The sequence below is a fragment of the Rathayibacter sp. VKM Ac-2762 genome (genome assembly GCF_009866585.1).
Taxonomy (GTDB): domain Bacteria; phylum Actinomycetota; class Actinomycetes; order Actinomycetales; family Microbacteriaceae; genus Rathayibacter.
The window spans coordinates 2213156-2229832 of sequence record NZ_CP047419.1 but is presented as its reverse complement, the minus strand read 5'-3'; the positions used below and the strand labels follow the sequence as shown (position 1 = coordinate 2229832).

Genomic DNA, 16677 nt, shown 5'->3' with positions numbered 1-16677 from the left:
CGTCGACCGCTCGGAGTCCGCGGGTCGTGACTCAGCTGTGCGTCGTGTTCGCCCGGATCTCCTCGACGGACAGCTCCGGCGCACCGCCTGCCGCGGCCGCCGGGTCCATCCAGACGAAGTCCCAGTGGTGGCCGTCGAGGTCGTCGAAGCTCTTCGAGTACATGAACCCGTGGTCCTGCTCGCCGGCCGGGGTCGCGCCCGCGGCGAGGGCCTTCCCGTGGAGGGTGTCGACCTCCTCCCTGCTGTCGGCGCTGAGGGCGAGCTGCACCTCGGTCGAGGTGGTGGCGTCGATGATCGGCTTGCTGGTGAACTCGGCGAAGAACTCCCTCGTGAGCAGCATCGCGGTGATGGTGTCGCTGATCACCACGCTGACGGCGTTCTCGTCGCTGAAGCCCTCGTCGATCGAGTAGCCGAGCGACTCGTAGAAGGCCCTCGCCCGGGCGAGATCGGCGACGGCCAGGTTGACGAAGAGCATGGTGGGCATCGGTGCACCGTTCCTGTCGGGACGCCGGTGGCGCGCCGCCGCCGGTCGTGACTGCATGATGATGACCGGCCGGCGGCGGTGTCAAGGAAGCGCTGCCGAGTAGGCGGTGGATGCCCGGCGCGGGGCGTCCGGAGGAGGACTCGGCGCACGGATGCCGCGGATCTGCTGGACTGACCTCGAGCACCGCAGCACGAGCAGGAGGGAGCGGACGTGATCCGGATCCTCGTCGCCACCGTCCTCGCGGCCGCCCTCCTCGCGGCCGGCTGGACCGCGATCGGACCCTCGCATCCGGTCTTCGCCGCGGTCGCGCAGATGGTCCTCACCAGCTGGGCGGCACTGACCTTCGGCGGGCGCACGCGTCCGCTCGAGCAGTCCTGGTTCGACGTGGGTCGCCGCGAGCCGGCGCTGCTGCGAGCGCTCGGGGTCGGCGTCTTCGGCCGGCTGCTCGACGTCGTCGGGTGGAACCGCCTCGTCACCCGCGAGCGCGGCTTCGACGGCACGCGCGCGGGACTGACCGCTCTCGATCAGCACACCCGCCGCTCCGAGGCGGTGCACCTCGCGTGCACGGCCGTCGGAGTCGCGCTCGCCCTCGCCGCGACGGTCACGGGTGCGACGGGCGGCGCGGCCTGGCTGCTCGGGTCGACGATCGCCGTCCAGCTCTACCCCGCGCTGCTGCAGCGGCTGGTGCGGGCGCGCATCCAGCGGGCGGGGCGGGCGGCGCGCGGTGCGCTTCACGTCGCGGACTCGGGAGACAGCGCCCCTGGCGGCGGACCGACCACGGCTCTGGAAGGGCGGTGATCACGGGGTCACCGACGCGCCGCGATCGTCACCGGGATCGGCCAGGGGATGGCGGCGCGCGAGGACATCGCGAGCCACGTCGGGCGGATCGCGTCGGTCGTGCTCCGCCGCCGTCAGCAGGAGAGCGAGGGCCGTGTCGGCGGGGACCCCCTGCGCTGCGCTGATGAAGCCGACGGCCTGCAGCACGGCGATCGTCCCCGGCGTGAGCGGGGCGCGGGACGCCGCTCAGCGACGGACCTCGGCGTCGTCCGTGTCCTCGGTCAGAGCGTCGGCCAGGAGGCGTGGAGGGAGGGCATGGGCGGGCCGGTCAGTACCCGAAGCCGTGCTCGAGCTCGACGTCGAAGGTGATGTCGTCCTCGCTCGGCTGCACGGGGAACACTCCCGTGAGCGTCCTGGTGCGTTCGCGGATGCGGGCGACCTCGGCCGTGTTGTCCGGCTCCGGGAGATCGGAGGGAGTGGTCTCGGCGACCAGGGCGGCGCCGGCGTTGAGCAGGAACACCGCCTGCACGGTGCCGCCGTCGCCGCCGATGCCGGTGTACTCCACGCGGTCCGCCGTGCTGCTCACGGCGAGGGCGACGCCGTACTCGATCAGAGCGTCCGCCGCGTCGTCTCCGACCAGCATCGTCTTGTTCGCGAAGAGGAGATGCTTCATGCCCCCAGCGTGCGCAGCGCCGAGGCCGACGGGGGAGAGACTTGACAGCTCCTGGGGCGGTCGACAGACGCGACCGCGGCACCCGGTGACGCCCGGTCGCGCCCGGTCGTCCTCGGCGTCGCCGAGACGGCACCCGTGGCGTCGGCCGTCCTCTGAGCAGGTGCAGATGAGCGCCTTCAGGCCGATCGCTCGGCGGTCAGGCCGACGAGCGACCCTCGGGACGCGAGGAGTCGGGCTCGGGCAGGACGAGCAGCCCTGGCGGGGCGTAGGAGTTCCCGAGGAGCAGTCGCACCCACTCCGCGCTGATCACGGGTGGTCGCCCGCCGTGGTACTTGAACCGCAGCGCGATGGCCGGATGCAGCCAGAGCGACGTCCGTCCGCTGCCGGCGCTGACGGACTCCCTCCAGCTGAAGTAGAACGACTCGTCCTTGGTGAGCTTGGATCCGATCACGATCTGCAGATGCGCGAGGGTGCGGTCGTCGAAGTCGGCGTCGAAGGAGGAGTCGTAGGACAGGCGTCCCATGGGGGCCTTTCGTCAGCAGCACGCGGTCGTGGGGGACGACTTCTCAGAAGGGATCGGACCCGCCTTCGTCGTTCCAGCGGTCGAGGTCCTTCTCCTCCCCGGCGCTGGATGCGGCACCGCGCCATGCGACGGCGGCCGCATCCGCCCAGGCCGTGGAGGAGGAGGGGTCGGTGTCGAAGGAGGCCCGGAATCGGATCTCGCGGTCGGCCCCCTCGCTCGCCTGCGCGAGCAGGTCGTGCCGTGTGGATGTCCCGACCGTCGCCGGCTGGGCGCTTCGATCAGCGTCGCCGTCGGCACGAGCCGGGATCGCGAGGGGTGCGGTCATGCTCGGACTGTACGCCGAAGGAGGTGCCCGGAACGGGATCGGTCGATATCGAGGAGTCGACGGTGAGGACCCGCCCCGAATGCCTCCGAACGCCTCTACCGGTGCGTCGGTGGAGGGCGTACGGTGGGGCGCCGCACCGCGCCGCGGAGGTGCACGAACCCTCTGCCGGACGACCTGGACCTCGTTGTCGGACGGAGAGGGCTTCTCCTCGCCGAACCGAGCAGCCATGTCCCGAGCAGACGACAGCACCGCCCGATCCCGCGCGGCGCTCGACGAGGTGATCGCCGCCTTCTCGCTCCCCGGGGCTGTGGATCCCGGCCTCGCGGCTCTCGTCGTCGCGAACGCCACCCGCCTCCGCGACCGGACCATCCCGGCGCCGGAGGAACGGAGGCGCCGGCGGATGCCGACGCCCCTCGATCGACGCGCAGCCGCGTTCACCGAGCCGGACCCGCCACCCGTCCCTCCGGCGGCGCTGTGAGGGGTGGCGCCTCGCGATCCGCGTCACAGGAACGTGGATCGACGTACCCGTGCTGATGTCGGCCGCCGAGACACCCGGCCGAGAGCAGGGCGACGTGACAGGCGGTGTCAGCGGGACATGCGCCGACGCCCGCGCCGCTTCTCCCCTCTGAGGATCAGGGCGGCGAGGAACGCGGCGAGGACTGCGCCGATGGTGTTCATGAACCAGTCGTTCGTGTCGCAGGAGCGGCCGATCGCCGGAACGCCCGCCTGGACCAGCTCGATCAGGGCGGACAGGCCGGAGACGGCGGCGGCGACGAGCAGGGGCCGGCCGACCGCGACCGCGAGCAGCAGGGCCCCGGGGAGCAGGAGCGCGATGTTCGCGAGGGTGTCGATGCCGTCGAACGGCACCGAGAACTGCACGGTGCAGAAGACCCGCGGCGTCCCGTCGGGCGGATACACGGTCAGCGCGATCCCCACGACGAAGGCGAGCGCGGCGAGGACGAGAAGAGACCTTTCCGCGCCGCGCCGGTGCAGCAGCCAGGCGATCGCCGTGACCACCGCGACCGCGATCCAGAAGGCGATCGGGACGAGCGCGGCGTGGTCGACGAGGAACGTGCTGATCACGGTGCTCCGCTTCGAGGTGTCGGGGTGGCGGGAGAGGAAGAGGTCTTCCGTTGACGGACGGCCCGCTCACTCCAGGTCGGCCTGTGCCGACGGCCGGCAGGCCTTCGGCGCGAGTCAGCTCCGGAGGGGAGAGCCTGCTGCGTCGAAGCGGTAGCCGCCGAAGGCGCCGCTGAGCAGCGGGCGCGCCGTCGCGATCGCGGCCTGAACCCGGGGGAGGGCGAGGGAGGCCCGATGCGCCTCGGCGCTCTCCCACAGCTCGACGACGAAGACGGTGTCGGGCTGCTCGTCGTCGACCCCGACCTCGTAGAGCAGGCAGCCGGCGTCGACGAGGTCGTCGTTGTGCTCGGTGAGGACGGCGACGAGCTCGTCGCGTCTGCCGGGGACGGCCCCGAGGGTGCCGACGTTCACGAAGGTCATGCCGCGAGGGTACCGCCGAGGACACCGGCGGCGGGTGGCCGTCTCGCCGGTCGGAGTGCGGTCGGGACGTCACGCTGGACGGAGTCGCCGTGCTCCCGCCTGCGAACCGCAGACCGGTCGCGCTCGGCCCGACGCCACGCCCGCTCGGGAGGATCGCGTCGCGAGAGAGGATCCCCGGTGGTCTCCGCGATCCCCGTCGGGTCCCACCGGCCAGGCATGGGCGTGCTCGGACCGACGGAGTGCGCCCGATCAGCCGGCGGGCCTGCTGAACAGATTGACGACGTTCCCGTCCGGGTCGCGGACGAGGGTGGAGCGGTTGCCCCACGGCATGGTGCTCGGCGGGAGCACCACGTCCTCGCTCCGGGGTGCGAGCTCGGCGAAGGCGCGGTCGACGTCGGCCACCTCGAACTCGAGCAGGACGGAGCGGTTCGACGCGGGGACGACGGCGCCGTCGAGCATCGCGACCGTCGAGGTGCGGGCGATCGCGAGGGTCGCACCCGCTCCCGTGAACTGCGCGAAGACCGGCGCCGGGCGCTCGGCCGGTCGGCCGACGACCTGCTCGTAGAAGGCGACGAGGCCGTCGAGGTCGTCGGTGACGATGCGGATGGAGGTGAACGACATGGGGCTCCTTCAGGGGCGGGGATGAGGTGATGGCACCAGGCTCGCCGGTCGTCGCGACACCGTCCTGTCGGTGTTTCCGCAGATCGTCCGCGACTCCGCGAGGTCCGCGGCGGCCGTCCCCGGAGCGGGTCAGTCGTCGACGACGGACCGCAGCCGTCCGTACTGGAGCGCGAGGTCCTCGGCTCGCAGGGTGCGCAGCGGAGGCCGCTCGTCGGTCACCTCGACCGACAGCATCCGGTCGCCGCGGAACGCCCGGACCCCCTCCCGCAGCCGGCACCACGCGATCAGGTACCAGTGCTCCTCCTTCCCGATCGAGCCGAGCGGTTCGACGTCGCGGACCGACTCCGCGCCGCTGCTGTCGCGGTAGCGCAGCCGGACGACACGATCCGCTCGGAGGGCCGTCCCGAACTCCGCCGGGACGACCGCCTCCTCCTCGCTCTCGAGGAAGTGCACCCGGGACGCGACCGCGCCGGCGCGGGCGGCCACGTCGTCCGGCAGGACCGCGAGCGTCTTCCGGGCAGCGGTCCTGGCTGCCTGCCGGAACGGACTGCGCTGCAGCGCGCTGAGGCCGATCAGCACCGCGACGGCCTCCTCCACCGTGAACCCGGCCGGACCGAGGGTCGCGGACGCGTCGATGACGTAGCCGCCCGTGCGGCCGGGCTCCGCCCAGATCGGCAGACCCGCCTGCTGCAGCGCGGACAGGTCCCGCTCGATGGTCCGCACCGACACCTCGAACCGCTCGGCGAGACGGCGCGCGCTCCGCGGCCGGGGCGAGACCGCCCGCAGCTCCTCGACGATCCCGTAGAGACGATCGGTGCGGTTCACCCGACCATCATCCGCCCGGGGCCGCCGCGAGCGGCCGCAGCGCTGGGCTCAGTACTGCGCCTGCTCGTGAACCTCGACCGAGCCGTAGAGGGGGGCGCGTCGGGCGTACCGCACGGCGTCGTCCCGGGTCGGGCAGTCGAGCAGGTAGTAGCCGACGAGGGCTGACCGCTCCTCCGCTCGGGACGGGGCCGGAGTGCCGCCTTCTCTTCGCGCCGCGGTCAGATCCGTCTCGACGGAGACGTCCCCGGAGGCGTCGGCGAAGCGTCCGGAGTCGACGAGGACGCCGTCCGCCTTCAGCGACGCGTCGTAGTCCGCCCAGGCCGCGTAGTCCTCGGGCGCATCGCCCCCGGCGTAGCTGCCGTCCGACCGCATCACGAGCATGATCCTCATCGCGCCTCCTGGTCCATCCGACCACCGTTCCCCCGGCGGCCGCCTCCGCGGTCGGATCGCCCCCGGGAACCGGCGCGCCGAGCCTCCGACCATTCTGGGTCGAGGCGACCGTGCGGGGAAGGGATCGCTACGGAGCGGGATCGTCTGCGTCGAGGGCCTGCTGGAGGAGCCGGAGCGCCTTCGGCCCGACTCCGTGGAGGGTTGCGAGACGGTCGAGGCCCACCCGCCTCACGTCGTCCACATCGCGCACGCCCGCGTCCTCGAGCGCACGGGTGGCCGGGGCGCCGACGGCGGGAAGCGGTCGCGGATCCATACGTCCGACACTACGAACCGGACGACCGTGCCGACAGCCGATCATTCGGCGACTTCTGGCGGCGGGTGATTCCGGCGGCTGCCGTCACGACAGCAGCGGCGGCGAAGGCCACCGTCGTGCGCCTCGTGGTCGTGGTCCCGGGTGGATGGAGGGCCCCCGGGGGAGGTCGTCCGCTCAGGCCGCGGGAGTCGGACGCGGAGGCGCCGTGCTGCCGCGTTCGACGATCTCAGGGCCGAGGAGGCGCACGACGTACGCCTCCTCGGTGTCGGTCGCGCCTTCGATCCGGCGGACGAGCTGACGCACCGCCATGCTCCCGAGCCGGTCGGGTGCGCTCTCCACGAAGGAGTAGGGGAGCGAGAAGGTGCGCGCGAACTCCTCCGAGAACCGGCCGAGCACGGAGACGTCCTCCGGGCTCCTCGTGCTCCGCGCTCCCAGAACGCTCGGAAGTGCCGCTGCGGCCGCCTCGTTGTTGACGAGCAGGCCCGTCGCCCGAGGGTGCGCGTCGAGCAGGTCTCCGAGCGCCCGGCCGACGTCCGGCTGGGTGGAGGGCGCGAACGACGTGTGCAGCCGGATGCCGTGGGCGTCGGCGGCCTCGAGAGCGGCGTCCTGCAGGCGCCAGACGTAGGCACCGCCGCGATCGACGACGTGCTGGGGCGGGGACACGAGCACGAGCTCCCGATGCCCGAGGGCGTGGAAGTGCTCGATCATCGCGCGACCGGCCTCCTCGAAGTCGAGGTCGAAGACGTCGACGCCGGAGCAGTCCCTCGGCAGGCCGACGAGGGCGCCCGGCTGCCGGGCGTTGCGCAGGATGTCCAGCCGCGGATCGTCCACGGCGACGTTGAGCAGGACGATCCCGTCGACCATGCGCGAGTCGCTGATGCGTCGCAGGGCGCTCGTGCCGTCGGCGTCGGTGACCAGCAGGATGTCGTATCCGAGCTCGCGGGCCATGTTCGAGACGCCGAGGGTGTACTGCAGCATCGCGGGGGCGAACTCGTCCTCGAGGAACTGCGCCAGCAGGCCGATGACCCGGGTCTGCGAGGTCGCCAGCGATCGCGCGCCCGCGTTGGGTGTGAACTCCAGGCGACGAGCCGCGGCGAGCACTCGCCGGCGCACCTCGGCCGAGATCGGGCGGTTGCCCGAGAACGCGTAGGACGCGGTGCTGCGGGAGACGCCCGCTTCGCGGGCGACGTCTGCGATGGTGGCCACTGTCGTTCTCCTCGGAGGCTGTCGGACGGCGAGGACCGGTCGGACTGCTGCCGGCTCTCCGCTCAGGTGCAGGAGAGCACGCGGCGGTCGCACCTCATGCTCCTGCATCCAGGGGCCGCTGCCGGTCCGGGTGGGGGGCGCCCCGCCTGCGCCCAGCCTGCCGTGGCATGCCCCGCACACGCTCGAGGCGCCCCGTACGGATACGGGGCGCCTCGAGGTCCGGGTCAGTTCAGGGTGAACTGGACGGTGGTGGTGTTCCCGGCGACGTCGTGGACGACCATGGTGTTGGCACCCTTGACCGCGCCGAAGACGCCCGGCTTGATGAAGTTCACGTCGGACCACGCGTTGTCGGTGAGATCCTTCACGCGACCGTTGATGACCGCCCTGTCGATCCTGCCCGCGTCGTACAGCTTGAAGCTCACCTGGTCGTAGACGCCCTTCTCACCGGTGGTGAAGGAGGGCTCGGTCTTGACCGTGGCCGTCGGCGCCGTGCTGTCCAGCGTCACCGCGAAGGTCTTCGTGGGCGCGATGTTGCCCGCGAGATCCTCCGCGTTGTACTTGACGGTGTAGTTCCCGTCGGGCAGCTGCACCGTGGCCGAGTGCGATCCGGTCCTCGCTCCACCGGCGACCGGGGACTGCGTGCTCTTGACGAGCTTGCCGTCCTTGTAGATGTTGGCCACGATGCGCTTCAGTCCGCGGTCGTCCGTCGCGTCGACCTGGACGGCCAGTGCGGAGAAGGGGCCCGCCGTGGTGGGCGACACCAGCGTGACCGCCGGCTTGGTCGTGTCGGCGACGGCGACCGGCGTGAGCGTCCAGAACCGGTCGGCGGTCTGGGCGTCGGTCGCGGTGCTGGTGGTGGCTCCGTCGGTTCCGAGCACGATGGTCCCGTTCCGGTTGTTCCCCGAGGAGTCCTGGAGCGCGGCTCCGGACGCCTCGTCGAACGCGTACTGCGCGACGGTGCCCGCCGCGGCCCGGCCGCCGGCCAGAGCGGCCACGTCGGCCGCGGACAGCGCCCGGTCGTAGACGGCGAAGTCGTCGATCGCGCCGTCGTAGGCCGGGTCCCCGTACTGCGACTTGCCCAGGTAGTTCCGGTTGGTGTTCCCGAGAGCCGACGGCTTCACCGTCATGTTCGGGTTCGTGGCGACGACCGTGCCGTTGAGGTACATCGTGCCCTGCGTGCCCGAGACGGTGACGACCACGTTCGACCACTGGTTGAGCGGGAAGTTCTGACCGCCGTAGGTCAGTCGCTGCTCGCCCCCGGCGCCGGTGTTCGTGATGGCGAACCGCGGTCCGGCGCCCCCGGCGTTGAGGGTGAGGAACATGTTGACGTTCTGGCCCGTGCCGAAGTCGAAGACGCGGGAGTAGTTCGTCAGCGACGCCGGCTTGATCCAGGTCGAGACCGACCAGTCGCCGGTGAGTCCGCTGACGATTCCGCTGGGGAGCGACCCGTACGACGCCGTCTTGCAGAAGTCCAGTGCTGTGCCGAACCTGCCCGGCTGGCGGGCTCCGCTGACCTGGCAGTTGGAGGTCGGTGCGCCGTCGGACCACTGGATGACCGCAGCGCCCGCGTCCTTGCTCAGGTTGAGGACGCCGAGCGTCTTGCCCGTCGCGTAGTTCGCGAGGCGGACCTTCCCCTTCCCGTCGGGGATGAGCTGCCAGAGCTGCTCGTCTCCGCCGTTCGCGTCGGCGATCACCGCGGCTGCTCCGTTGGACGTCGCGGCGCCGGCGATGGTCAGGGCGCGTCCGCTGGGCGTGTGGATGACGCGGTAGAGGCCCTGGCCCGCTGCCGTGATCCTCCACGCCTGTCCGGTCGCGGTCGCGGAGTCGGCCTGGACGACCGGCGTCCCGTTCGCGGTCGCGCCGCCCTGCGTGGCGAGCTGCAGACCGGAGTTCGCGTTGCCCACGGTGTAGTCGCCCGCCAGGCTGGTCGGGCTCTTCTCCGGGGTGACGATCACCTGGTAGCCGTAGGTCGGGTTCATCACGATGGGCACCGTGATCGATCCGTCGGCGGCGACCTCGTAGGTCGTGTTCGAGATGGTGACCGGGCCGTCGGTCTTCACCGTGCGGCCGTAGGAGGCGGTGAAGTCCACCTGGACGTCGACCTTCGAGCCGAGCGACAGCTCGTCGAGCCCGTTGACCTTGATGGACGTGGCTCCGGTGTTGCCGCCGGCGATGACGCGCACTTCGTCGCCCTCGTCGCTGACGGAGGCGGCGCCGTCGAGCGGGCTCTCGTTCGACGGCGGCGTGGTGGTCACCATCTGGCCGGTCATCTGGGCGTACCAGGTGTAGAGCCAGTACGCGCCGTTGGGGTCGCCGTTCCGTCCGGTGAGGAGGTCGCCCAGGGCGCCCGACTGGTTCCAGAACGGGAGCTCGGCGCGGGTGATCCCGTAGCGCTCGAGCTTCGCGATGTACCCGACCAGCGGGCCGGACAGGCCGACCTCGGCGGGTGCCGCGTACTCGGTGATGTCGATGGGCGGCTCGGGGAGGTCGAGGTCGTCGAGGATCGCCCGGACCTTCTCGACGTCGCCCTTGATCTTCGAGGAGCGGATCAGCTCGTGCCACTCGAGGACGTCCGGGAGGGTGTCGGTCGCCTTCGCGTGCTCGTAGAACGCGCGCATGTTCGTGATGTTGTCGGAGTAGGCGGGGCCCTGGATCGGCATCTCGGGGTCGAGGGTGCGGATCAGACGGTAGGTCTCGGTCCAGAGATCGAAGAAGGAGCCGTTCGACGCCTGCCAGGTGATGTCGGGCTCGTTCCAGATGGCATAGGCGACGATGTTCGTCTTGCCGGACGCCTGGGTGTCCTCGACCATCTTCTCGACGGCCGGGAGCCAGGAGGCCTTGTCGTATCGATAGGGCCAGCCGGGCAGGTAGTCCACCAGGCGGACGACGACGCCCGCACCGGCCGACTTCGCGGTGTCGGCGACCGACAGGGCGTCACCGGTCGGCTGCTGTGTGCCCCCCTCTGGCTTCTGCACGAAGGTGTGCGGCTTGATGGGGAGGATCTTGTCGAGGGACGGGACGCCGGCGCTCGCCAGTCCGTACAGGGAGCCGCTGGCCATGTGGGTGACGGGACGGAAGGGCTGGTCGGCCTCCACGACGAGCGTGGCTGCGGCTCCGGGTGCCGCCTCCGCGGGAGCGCCCACGGCGAGGACGCTCCCCGCTGCGACGACCGCCGCTGAGACGACTGCTGCGAGGACACGACGCCCGCGGGTCCGACGGCGCAGTCGCCGCTCATCCGCATCCGTGGGAGGCGTCTCGCGTAGAGCGATGGATCTGTTCATCTGCTGTATCTCCATTGATCGAGCGATTGGTCGAACCTGTCCGCACAGTGCTGCATAGATCATCGAACCGGTTCGATGTGGATTAAAGCACTAAGTGGCCGAGGTATCAATACTTCGGAGCACTTCGGGCCTTGCGCGCCTGATGCGACATGATGCGTTCGTATCTTTCCCACGCTTGTAAGCCAGAAGTTGCGAAAGCTTATGAGCAGGACCGTCGAGTGACGCGGGAAAGAGCTGTCAACGGCGTCTTGTCCTGGGCGCGCGTCCCACGGGGGAGGACCGTGCGGGAGCGGATCCTGGCTGGGCCGTATCGTCCAAGGTCTCGGCCCGGACCGTTCACCGGGGCGGGGTCGAGGGAGAAGCCCCTCCGCCGCGACGAGCGGCAGAGCAGCGACCCTCAAGCGGTTCGGACCTCTACCGTTGCACCCGTGCCCCTCCTTCTCGCCGACCTGCTGCCGTGAGAGCGCTCGTCGCCTGGCTCGAGCACCGCCAGATCCCGCTCTACCTCGCCGCGATCGCCGCCGGCGCCGCTCTCGGACTGCTGCTGCCCGCCGCGCACCACCTCGAGGTCGCGATCGAACCGGTGCTCGCGCTGCTGCTGTTCGCCACGTTCCTCGGGGTCCCGTTCGCCGCGATCGGACGGTCTCTGCGCGACGGCCGCTTCCTCGCCGCGGTCGGGGTGCTGAACTTCGTCGTCGTGCCGCTCGTCGCCTACGGGCTGTCCCGATTCGTCGCCGACACTCCGCTGCTGCTGTTCGGGGTCCTCCTGGTGCTCCTGACGCCGTGCATCGACTACGTGATCGTGTTCGCCGGGCTCGCCGGAGGGGCGTCCGACCGGCTGCTCGCCGCCGCACCGCTGCTGATGCTCGCGCAGATCCTCCTCCTCCCCGTGTATCTGCTGCTCTTCATCGGTCCTGCGGGGGTGGCGGTGGTCGACGCCGGTCCGTTCGCGCGGGCGTTCCTGCTGCTGATCGTGGTGCCGTTGTCTGCGGCCGGGCTGGTGCAGGCCCTGGCGCGCCGACACGTGTCCGGCCGGATCGTCGAGTCCACGATGCTCGGGCTCATGGTGCCGCTCATGACGGCCACGCTCTTCACCGTCGTCGCCTCCCAGTCCGGCGCCGTGGGCGCCTCGGCCGGCCGGCTTCTCGTTCTCGTCCCGCTCTACGCGGGATTCCTCGTGGTCATGACCGCTCTGGGGCTGGGTGCTGGACGCGTCTTCCGACTCGACGTGCCCGCGACGCGCGCCCTCGTGTTCAGCGGCGCGACCCGCAACTCGCTCGTCGTGCTGCCCCTCGCACTCGCGCTCCCGGCACCGCTGTCGCTCGCGCCCGTCGTCGTCGTCACGCAGACCCTCGTGGAACTCGTCGGCATGGTCGTCCTCGTCCGACTGCTCCCTCGGCTCGCCCGAGACCGAGCAGCGCGGGCCGGCCCGGTCTGAGGCGGACTCACCAGCGCCCGAGACGACTCGGGCCTGCAGAAGGGCCGCCCGGGGAGTCGCCCGGGAGGTGTTCGCTGGTCAGTCCTTCTCCGGTCTGCCCGCAGTCCCCGCGTCAGCGGGCTCATCGGCCGGGGCGACAGGAGCTGCGGACTCGACCGCGGTGGGCTGGACCTCGGCTGATCTCGCATTCCTGGCGGCGAGGCGCTTCTTCTGGGACTTGCCGGTGCTGAACGGGCTCACCCACAGCCAGGAGAAGCGCCGCAGCGACTGGAAGATGAACAGCGACGCCCAGAGGGAGAACACCGTCAGGGCGACCGGGAAGACCGTCGCCGGGACCGGCGGGACATTCGTCTCGCCGAGCAGGGGGATGAACGCGACGACGACAGCGATCACGAAGAGGTGCAGGAGGTAGATCTGGAAGCTCTGCTGCCCCATGGTGACGAAGATCTTCAGTGCGCGGACCTTGACGAGGTACTGGGAGCCGGCGATGCCCGCGATGATCGCGACCGAACTGGCGATCAGGATGACGCCCGGGATGCGGTTGGCGTCGAAGGCGACGATCACCGCGATGATGCCGAGGTAGGCCACCGCGAGCGCGAGCGCCTGCCAGAGCTTCACGCGAGCGGCGAAGCGGTAGAACGTGCGGGGGATGAACATCGCCACGAGGAAGAAGATGAAGTTCTGGAGCACCCGGTCCCAGCCGATGTTGTCGGTGTCCAGCAGGCCGGTGGTCGTCGCCGCGACGGCCAGCAGCCCGGCCACCGAGAGCTGGATCCATCGGGGCACCTTGCGGATCAGCCAGGCGAGGATGCTGAAGATCGCGAGAGCCCAGATGAACCAGTAGCTGCTCGACGGCAGGATGGGGAGCACCAGCACGTTGAGCGGGTCCGTCGGCGAGGTCGCCTCCGACCGTGAGAACGGGACGATGAGGTAGAAGACGACCCGGATGAACGACCACAGCAGGTAGAGGTACACCAGCGCGAGCACTCGGCGGCGCCACAGTTCGGCGAACGTCCACGTCAGCATCCGGGCGGCCGTGAGGCCCGCGATGAAGAAGAACACGGGCATGGGGAAGTAGAGGAGCACGGTCCGGAGCTTCGGGACGTACCCCGCGAGGTCGAAGAATCCGAGGAACAACGACGAGTGGTAGAGCACGACGAGGCTGATCGCGATGCCCTTGGCGAAGTCGATCCACTCCCGCGACTCGGGGCGCTTCACCACGGCGCCGGTCGTGCTCGACCCGGTCATCCGCCGCTCCTCGCGTGGGCGCACACGGCGCGATCACTGTTCACCGATTGCTGCGGATCCATTGCGCCCCCAAGATGTCGAATTCGAACCGGATGCGAATGAGCCCCCGGTTCATTCCCCGTACGGGTCCTGAGAGTACGGGAAAGTTTCCGATCACGGACGAGTCGATGGAGTATCGAGGCGGCAAGGGAAGTCCGGACGCCTCGCAGCCGCCTGTCCGCGGCCATCGCCCGTCTGATCCCGGGGTCGCTCGGTGGATCGGGACGGGCGGCGGAGGATCGCAGACGAATGGACCGTCGAGAGACCCGCAGATGGCGCTTTCGTCCAGCCCCGGGGGTCGCGGACCCGAAGAACGAGACGAAACCGGCGTGCGGCCAGGACACCTCGACCTCTCCGGCATACTCCATGACGTGAACGACGCCACCACCGCCCCCAGTCTCGACGGCCGCGAGTTCGTGATGACCTCCTCGACCAACAGTGCGGTCGACCCGGAGTCGCCGTCGCGGTTCCACTACTCCGAGCGCGACGGAGTGGTCTGGGGCGACTACGTCGGCGACACCGTGACCTTCGGCCGGTTCGTGGGCACGCGCACCGGCGACGCGCTGCAGGTCTCGTTCGTGCACCAGCTGCTCGACGGCGGGACCGTGGTCAGCGGCACCGGCGGCAGCCGCGTCGAGCTCGACGGCGAGGGCCTGCTGCGGCTCGTCGAGGAGTTCGAGATCGACGGCGACGACCACGTCAGCATCTGCGTCGAGGTCTGACGCTCAGCGCGCCGCGTCGCGGCCGTTCCCCGCGGTGGTGAACCGCGTCATGCCGAGCCGGTTCGTCGATCCGGAGCGGTCGGGGATGTCGGAGGGCAGCAGGTAGGCCTTGCGCACCACCTCGTCGAGCACGACGACCGAGACCACCGACTTCACCTCGGGCCGGGCCGCGACCACGCCGGTGACGAAGTCGTGCACGCCGCCGATGTCGAGCGAGCGGACCAGGAGCATCGCGTCGTGCTCGCCGGTCGTGATGCAGCAGTACTCGACGTCGGGCATCTGGAGGATGCCCTCGCGGAACCGGTGCCACGACTGCGGGTGCACCGTCACGAACACCAGGGCGCAGACGTCGAGCCCCACCTTCCCCGGATCGACCAGGGCCGAGAACCCGGTGATGACGCCGGATGCGGTGAGCTGCTCGACCCGGTTGTAGACGCTCGCCCGCGAGACGTTCACCCGCTCGGCCAGGGCGGACATCGAGATGCGCCCGTTCTCGCGCAGGACGGCGAGGATGCGCAGATTGAGGTCGTCGAGCCCGCCCGCGCTTTGTCCAGCGACCGCACCGGCGGCCGGATCGGTGATCGACATAATCCACTCCTTCATCGCTGCGGGCGGCAGTTCGTCCACGATAGCGGCCCTCTGGAAACGGAGTGCGTCGCGATGTGCCATCGTTTCGCAACACGTCCAGCCGAACCCTCGCCAGGAGGCCTCCATGGTTGTCCGCTCCACCCGCACCCCGCGCTCCGCCCCGACGCGAGTGGTGATCGCCGCTGCGGCGGTCTCGCTCGCCCTTCTCGTGGCGGGCTGCTCCTCGGGCCGCGTCGACACCGCCGACGGCAGCAGCGCGACGCTCACCATCAACAAGGCGTTCGACCTCAAGACCGCCGACCCGGGCCGCATGTACGAGCCGACCGGCCAAATGGTCGACAAGGCGCTCTACGAGACCCTCCTCACCTTCGAGGGCGGCGACGTCTCGCAGGTCGTCGACGGCCTCGCGAGCCTCGAGCAGTCCGACGACGCGAAGACCTTCACCCTCACCCTGAACGGCGAGCACACCTTCTCGGACGGCACCGCGATGACCGCCGACGACGTGGTGTTCTCGCTGCAGCGCGTGATCGGCCTCAAGGGCAACCCCTCGTTCCTCCTCGACGGCGTCACCGTCACGAAGAAGGACGACACCACGGTGGTGCTGACGACCGAGAACCCGACGCCCGCCCTGCCGGCGATCCTGGCGAACCCGGCGCTCGGCATCCTGAACTCGAAGGTCGTGAAGGAGAACGGCGGCACCACCGACGAGACCGACACCGCCGAGACGTTCCTCAACACCACCTCCGCCGGCTCCGGCCCGTACGTGCTCGACACGCTCGACCTCGCCTCGCAGGTCGTGCTGACCGCGAACGAGAACTACGACGGCGACGCCCCGGGCTACGGCCGCGTGGTCATCCAGAACGTCGAGGGCGCGACCCAGAAGATCAACGTCGAGGGTGGCAGCGCCGATGTGGCGCTGGACCTCTCGGGCACTCAGGCGGAGGCGCTCGGCGACTCGGTCGCGGTGACCAGCGACCCGTCGGCGAACGTGATCTTCCTGCTGCTCAACCAGAACCCGAGCGTCTCGGCGATCACGTCGAACCCCGACTTCGTGAAGGCCGTGAAGGAGGCCGTCGACTACGACGACCTCGTCTCGATCGCCGGCAACGGCACCGCCCAGGCGTCCGGCGTCATCCCGAGCATGCTGCTCGGTGCCCTGCCCGAGAGCGGCGCGCTCACCCAGGACCTCGACGCCGCGAAGGCGGACCTCGCGAAGAGCGGCTACGCCGGCGAGTCCGTGACGCTCAACTTCCCGAGCGACATCAGCCTGAACGGCATCGACTTCCCGACCATCGCGCAGCGCATCCAGTCGCAGCTGAAGGACGCCGGCATCACCGTCGAGCTCGCCCCGGCCCCCGTCGCCACCGAGCTCGACGCCTACCGCAACGGCACCGAGACCATGGGCCTCTGGTACTGGGGCCCGGACTACCCGGACCCGAGCGACTACCTCGTCTTCACCCCGGGCGACGTCGTGGGCCTCCGCTCCGGCTGGACCGACGGTGCGGCCCCCGCGATCTCGGCGCTTGCCGACGCCGCGGCCACCGGCGGCAGCGACGACGAGCGCCAGTCGCGCTTCGAGGAGCTGCAGACCGCGCTGAACGCCGACGGCCCCTTCATCCCGCTGCTCCAGCCCGGCAACAACATCGCCGCGGCGAAGGACGTCTCGGGTGTCGTCTACAACGCGGTGTGGACCATCGACATCGCGGCCCTCGCCGCGCAGTAGC

The 16677-nt window shown here is 70.5% G+C and carries 20 protein-coding genes; 5 read left to right on the top strand and 15 right to left on the bottom strand.

What is annotated here, in order from left to right:
* Nucleotides 1–31: 31 nt before the first annotated feature.
* The gene (locus GTU71_RS10520) at nucleotides 32–484 is read right to left on the bottom strand and encodes a VOC family protein (protein ID WP_159939985.1); all 453 of its coding nucleotides are present in this window, start codon (nucleotides 482–484) and stop codon (nucleotides 32–34) included.
* Nucleotides 485–694: 210 nt separating this feature from the next.
* On the opposite strand from GTU71_RS10520, the gene GTU71_RS10515 reads away from it, so the two are divergent.
* Complete coding sequence (locus tag GTU71_RS10515; RefSeq protein WP_159939983.1) at nucleotides 695–1282, top strand: hypothetical protein; 588 nt, start codon at nucleotides 695–697, stop codon at nucleotides 1280–1282.
* On the opposite strand, the gene GTU71_RS10510 is transcribed toward GTU71_RS10515, so the two are convergent.
* The 4 genes from GTU71_RS10510 to GTU71_RS10495 all read right to left on the bottom strand — a co-directional run bounded on the left by GTU71_RS10510 (nucleotide 1283) and on the right by GTU71_RS10495 (nucleotide 2782).
* Nucleotides 1283–1468: a hypothetical protein gene (locus tag GTU71_RS10510; protein WP_159939981.1), complete on the bottom strand. Its 186-nt coding sequence runs from the start codon at nucleotides 1466–1468 to the stop codon at nucleotides 1283–1285. It abuts the gene before it with no gap.
* 121 nt (nucleotides 1469–1589) lie between these two features.
* Entirely contained in the window at nucleotides 1590–1934 is a 345-nt protein-coding gene (locus tag GTU71_RS10505) for a hypothetical protein (RefSeq protein ID WP_159939978.1), read from the bottom strand.
* Nucleotides 1935–2130: 196 nt separating this feature from the next.
* Complete coding sequence (locus GTU71_RS10500) at nucleotides 2131–2457, bottom strand: ATP-dependent DNA ligase (RefSeq protein ID WP_104283984.1); 327 nt, start codon at nucleotides 2455–2457, stop codon at nucleotides 2131–2133.
* A gap of 43 nt (nucleotides 2458–2500) precedes the next feature.
* Nucleotides 2501–2782 (bottom strand): hypothetical protein, encoded by a 282-nt coding sequence (locus GTU71_RS10495; protein ID WP_104283983.1) that lies wholly within the window; start codon nucleotides 2780–2782, stop codon nucleotides 2501–2503.
* 226 nt (nucleotides 2783–3008) lie between these two features.
* Here GTU71_RS10495 and GTU71_RS10490 point away from each other — a divergent pair, with 226 nt between their 5' ends.
* Nucleotides 3009–3260 carry a hypothetical protein gene (locus tag GTU71_RS10490; protein WP_159939976.1) on the top strand — a complete coding sequence of 84 codons (252 nt, stop codon included), beginning with the start codon at nucleotides 3009–3011 and terminating at the stop codon, nucleotides 3258–3260.
* A 107-nt stretch (nucleotides 3261–3367) separates the two neighbouring features.
* Here the strand turns inward: GTU71_RS10490 and GTU71_RS10485 are convergent, their stop codons facing one another.
* The 8 genes from GTU71_RS10485 to GTU71_RS10450 form a co-directional block, all read right to left on the bottom strand.
* Nucleotides 3368–3865, bottom strand: a complete 498-nt coding sequence (locus tag GTU71_RS10485) for a VanZ family protein (RefSeq protein ID WP_104268970.1) — start codon at nucleotides 3863–3865, stop codon at nucleotides 3368–3370.
* A 114-nt stretch (nucleotides 3866–3979) separates the two neighbouring features.
* Nucleotides 3980–4282 carry a putative quinol monooxygenase gene (locus GTU71_RS10480; protein WP_104226533.1) on the bottom strand — a complete coding sequence of 101 codons (303 nt, stop codon included), beginning with the start codon at nucleotides 4280–4282 and terminating at the stop codon, nucleotides 3980–3982.
* 249 nt (nucleotides 4283–4531) lie between these two features.
* Nucleotides 4532–4903, bottom strand: coding sequence for a VOC family protein (locus tag GTU71_RS10475; RefSeq protein ID WP_104268969.1), 372 nt, complete (start codon nucleotides 4901–4903; stop codon nucleotides 4532–4534).
* Nucleotides 4904–5032: 129 nt separating this feature from the next.
* Complete coding sequence (locus GTU71_RS10470; protein ID WP_159939974.1) at nucleotides 5033–5728, bottom strand: YafY family protein; 696 nt, start codon at nucleotides 5726–5728, stop codon at nucleotides 5033–5035.
* A gap of 48 nt (nucleotides 5729–5776) precedes the next feature.
* Nucleotides 5777–6118: a YciI family protein gene (locus GTU71_RS10465; RefSeq protein WP_159939972.1), complete on the bottom strand. Its 342-nt coding sequence runs from the start codon at nucleotides 6116–6118 to the stop codon at nucleotides 5777–5779.
* Nucleotides 6119–6245: 127 nt separating this feature from the next.
* Nucleotides 6246–6431 carry a DNA-binding protein gene (locus GTU71_RS10460; protein WP_159939970.1) on the bottom strand — a complete coding sequence of 62 codons (186 nt, stop codon included), beginning with the start codon at nucleotides 6429–6431 and terminating at the stop codon, nucleotides 6246–6248.
* Between the two features lie 174 nt (nucleotides 6432–6605).
* Nucleotides 6606–7637: a LacI family DNA-binding transcriptional regulator gene (locus tag GTU71_RS10455; protein WP_208543577.1), complete on the bottom strand. Its 1032-nt coding sequence runs from the start codon at nucleotides 7635–7637 to the stop codon at nucleotides 6606–6608.
* Between the two features lie 224 nt (nucleotides 7638–7861).
* Nucleotides 7862–10780: a LamG-like jellyroll fold domain-containing protein gene (locus GTU71_RS10450; protein WP_208543576.1), complete on the bottom strand. Its 2919-nt coding sequence runs from the start codon at nucleotides 10778–10780 to the stop codon at nucleotides 7862–7864.
* Nucleotides 10781–11375: 595 nt separating this feature from the next.
* On the opposite strand from GTU71_RS10450, the gene GTU71_RS10445 reads away from it, so the two are divergent.
* Nucleotides 11376–12356 carry a bile acid:sodium symporter gene (locus GTU71_RS10445; protein WP_159939964.1) on the top strand — a complete coding sequence of 327 codons (981 nt, stop codon included), beginning with the start codon at nucleotides 11376–11378 and terminating at the stop codon, nucleotides 12354–12356.
* A gap of 78 nt (nucleotides 12357–12434) precedes the next feature.
* Here GTU71_RS10445 and GTU71_RS10440 read toward each other — a convergent pair whose 3' ends face one another.
* On the bottom strand, nucleotides 12435–13604 hold the full coding sequence (locus GTU71_RS10440; protein WP_159939962.1) for an acyltransferase: 1170 nt from the start codon (nucleotides 13602–13604) through the stop codon (nucleotides 12435–12437).
* A gap of 410 nt (nucleotides 13605–14014) precedes the next feature.
* On the opposite strand from GTU71_RS10440, the gene GTU71_RS10435 reads away from it, so the two are divergent.
* A complete protein-coding gene (locus GTU71_RS10435) occupies nucleotides 14015–14365 on the top strand; it encodes a hypothetical protein (protein WP_244229563.1) in 351 nt (116 codons plus the stop codon).
* A 3-nt stretch (nucleotides 14366–14368) separates the two neighbouring features.
* Here GTU71_RS10435 and GTU71_RS10430 read toward each other — a convergent pair whose 3' ends face one another.
* Nucleotides 14369–14953, bottom strand: coding sequence for an Lrp/AsnC family transcriptional regulator (locus GTU71_RS10430; RefSeq protein ID WP_104223259.1), 585 nt, complete (start codon nucleotides 14951–14953; stop codon nucleotides 14369–14371).
* A gap of 124 nt (nucleotides 14954–15077) precedes the next feature.
* On the opposite strand from GTU71_RS10430, the gene GTU71_RS10425 reads away from it, so the two are divergent.
* Entirely contained in the window at nucleotides 15078–16676 is a 1599-nt protein-coding gene (locus GTU71_RS10425; protein ID WP_104291804.1) for an ABC transporter substrate-binding protein, read from the top strand.
* Nucleotide 16677 lies beyond the last annotated feature (1 nt).

What these genes read in the sequence shown, in the direction of transcription:
- GTU71_RS10520 (WP_159939985.1), bottom strand. Translation starts at nt 484, where the DNA reads ATGCCCACCATGCTCTTCGTCAACCTGGCCGTCGCCGATCTCGCCCGG.
- GTU71_RS10505 (WP_159939978.1), bottom strand. Translation starts at nt 1,934, where the DNA reads ATGAAGCATCTCCTCTTCGCGAACAAGACGATGCTGGTCGGAGACGAC.
- GTU71_RS10500 (WP_104283984.1), bottom strand. Translation starts at nt 2,457, where the DNA reads ATGGGACGCCTGTCCTACGACTCCTCCTTCGACGCCGACTTCGACGAC.
- GTU71_RS10495 (WP_104283983.1), bottom strand. Translation starts at nt 2,782, where the DNA reads ATGACCGCACCCCTCGCGATCCCGGCTCGTGCCGACGGCGACGCTGAT.
- GTU71_RS10490 (WP_159939976.1), top strand. Translation starts at nt 3,009, where the DNA reads ATGTCCCGAGCAGACGACAGCACCGCCCGATCCCGCGCGGCGCTCGAC.
- GTU71_RS10480 (WP_104226533.1), bottom strand. Translation starts at nt 4,282, where the DNA reads ATGACCTTCGTGAACGTCGGCACCCTCGGGGCCGTCCCCGGCAGACGC.
- GTU71_RS10475 (WP_104268969.1), bottom strand. Translation starts at nt 4,903, where the DNA reads ATGTCGTTCACCTCCATCCGCATCGTCACCGACGACCTCGACGGCCTC.
- GTU71_RS10465 (WP_159939972.1), bottom strand. Translation starts at nt 6,118, where the DNA reads ATGAGGATCATGCTCGTGATGCGGTCGGACGGCAGCTACGCCGGGGGC.
- GTU71_RS10460 (WP_159939970.1), bottom strand. Translation starts at nt 6,431, where the DNA reads ATGGATCCGCGACCGCTTCCCGCCGTCGGCGCCCCGGCCACCCGTGCG.
- GTU71_RS10440 (WP_159939962.1), bottom strand. Translation starts at nt 13,604, where the DNA reads ATGACCGGGTCGAGCACGACCGGCGCCGTGGTGAAGCGCCCCGAGTCG.
- GTU71_RS10430 (WP_104223259.1), bottom strand. Translation starts at nt 14,953, where the DNA reads ATGTCGATCACCGATCCGGCCGCCGGTGCGGTCGCTGGACAAAGCGCG.
- GTU71_RS10425 (WP_104291804.1), top strand. Translation starts at nt 15,078, where the DNA reads ATGGTTGTCCGCTCCACCCGCACCCCGCGCTCCGCCCCGACGCGAGTG.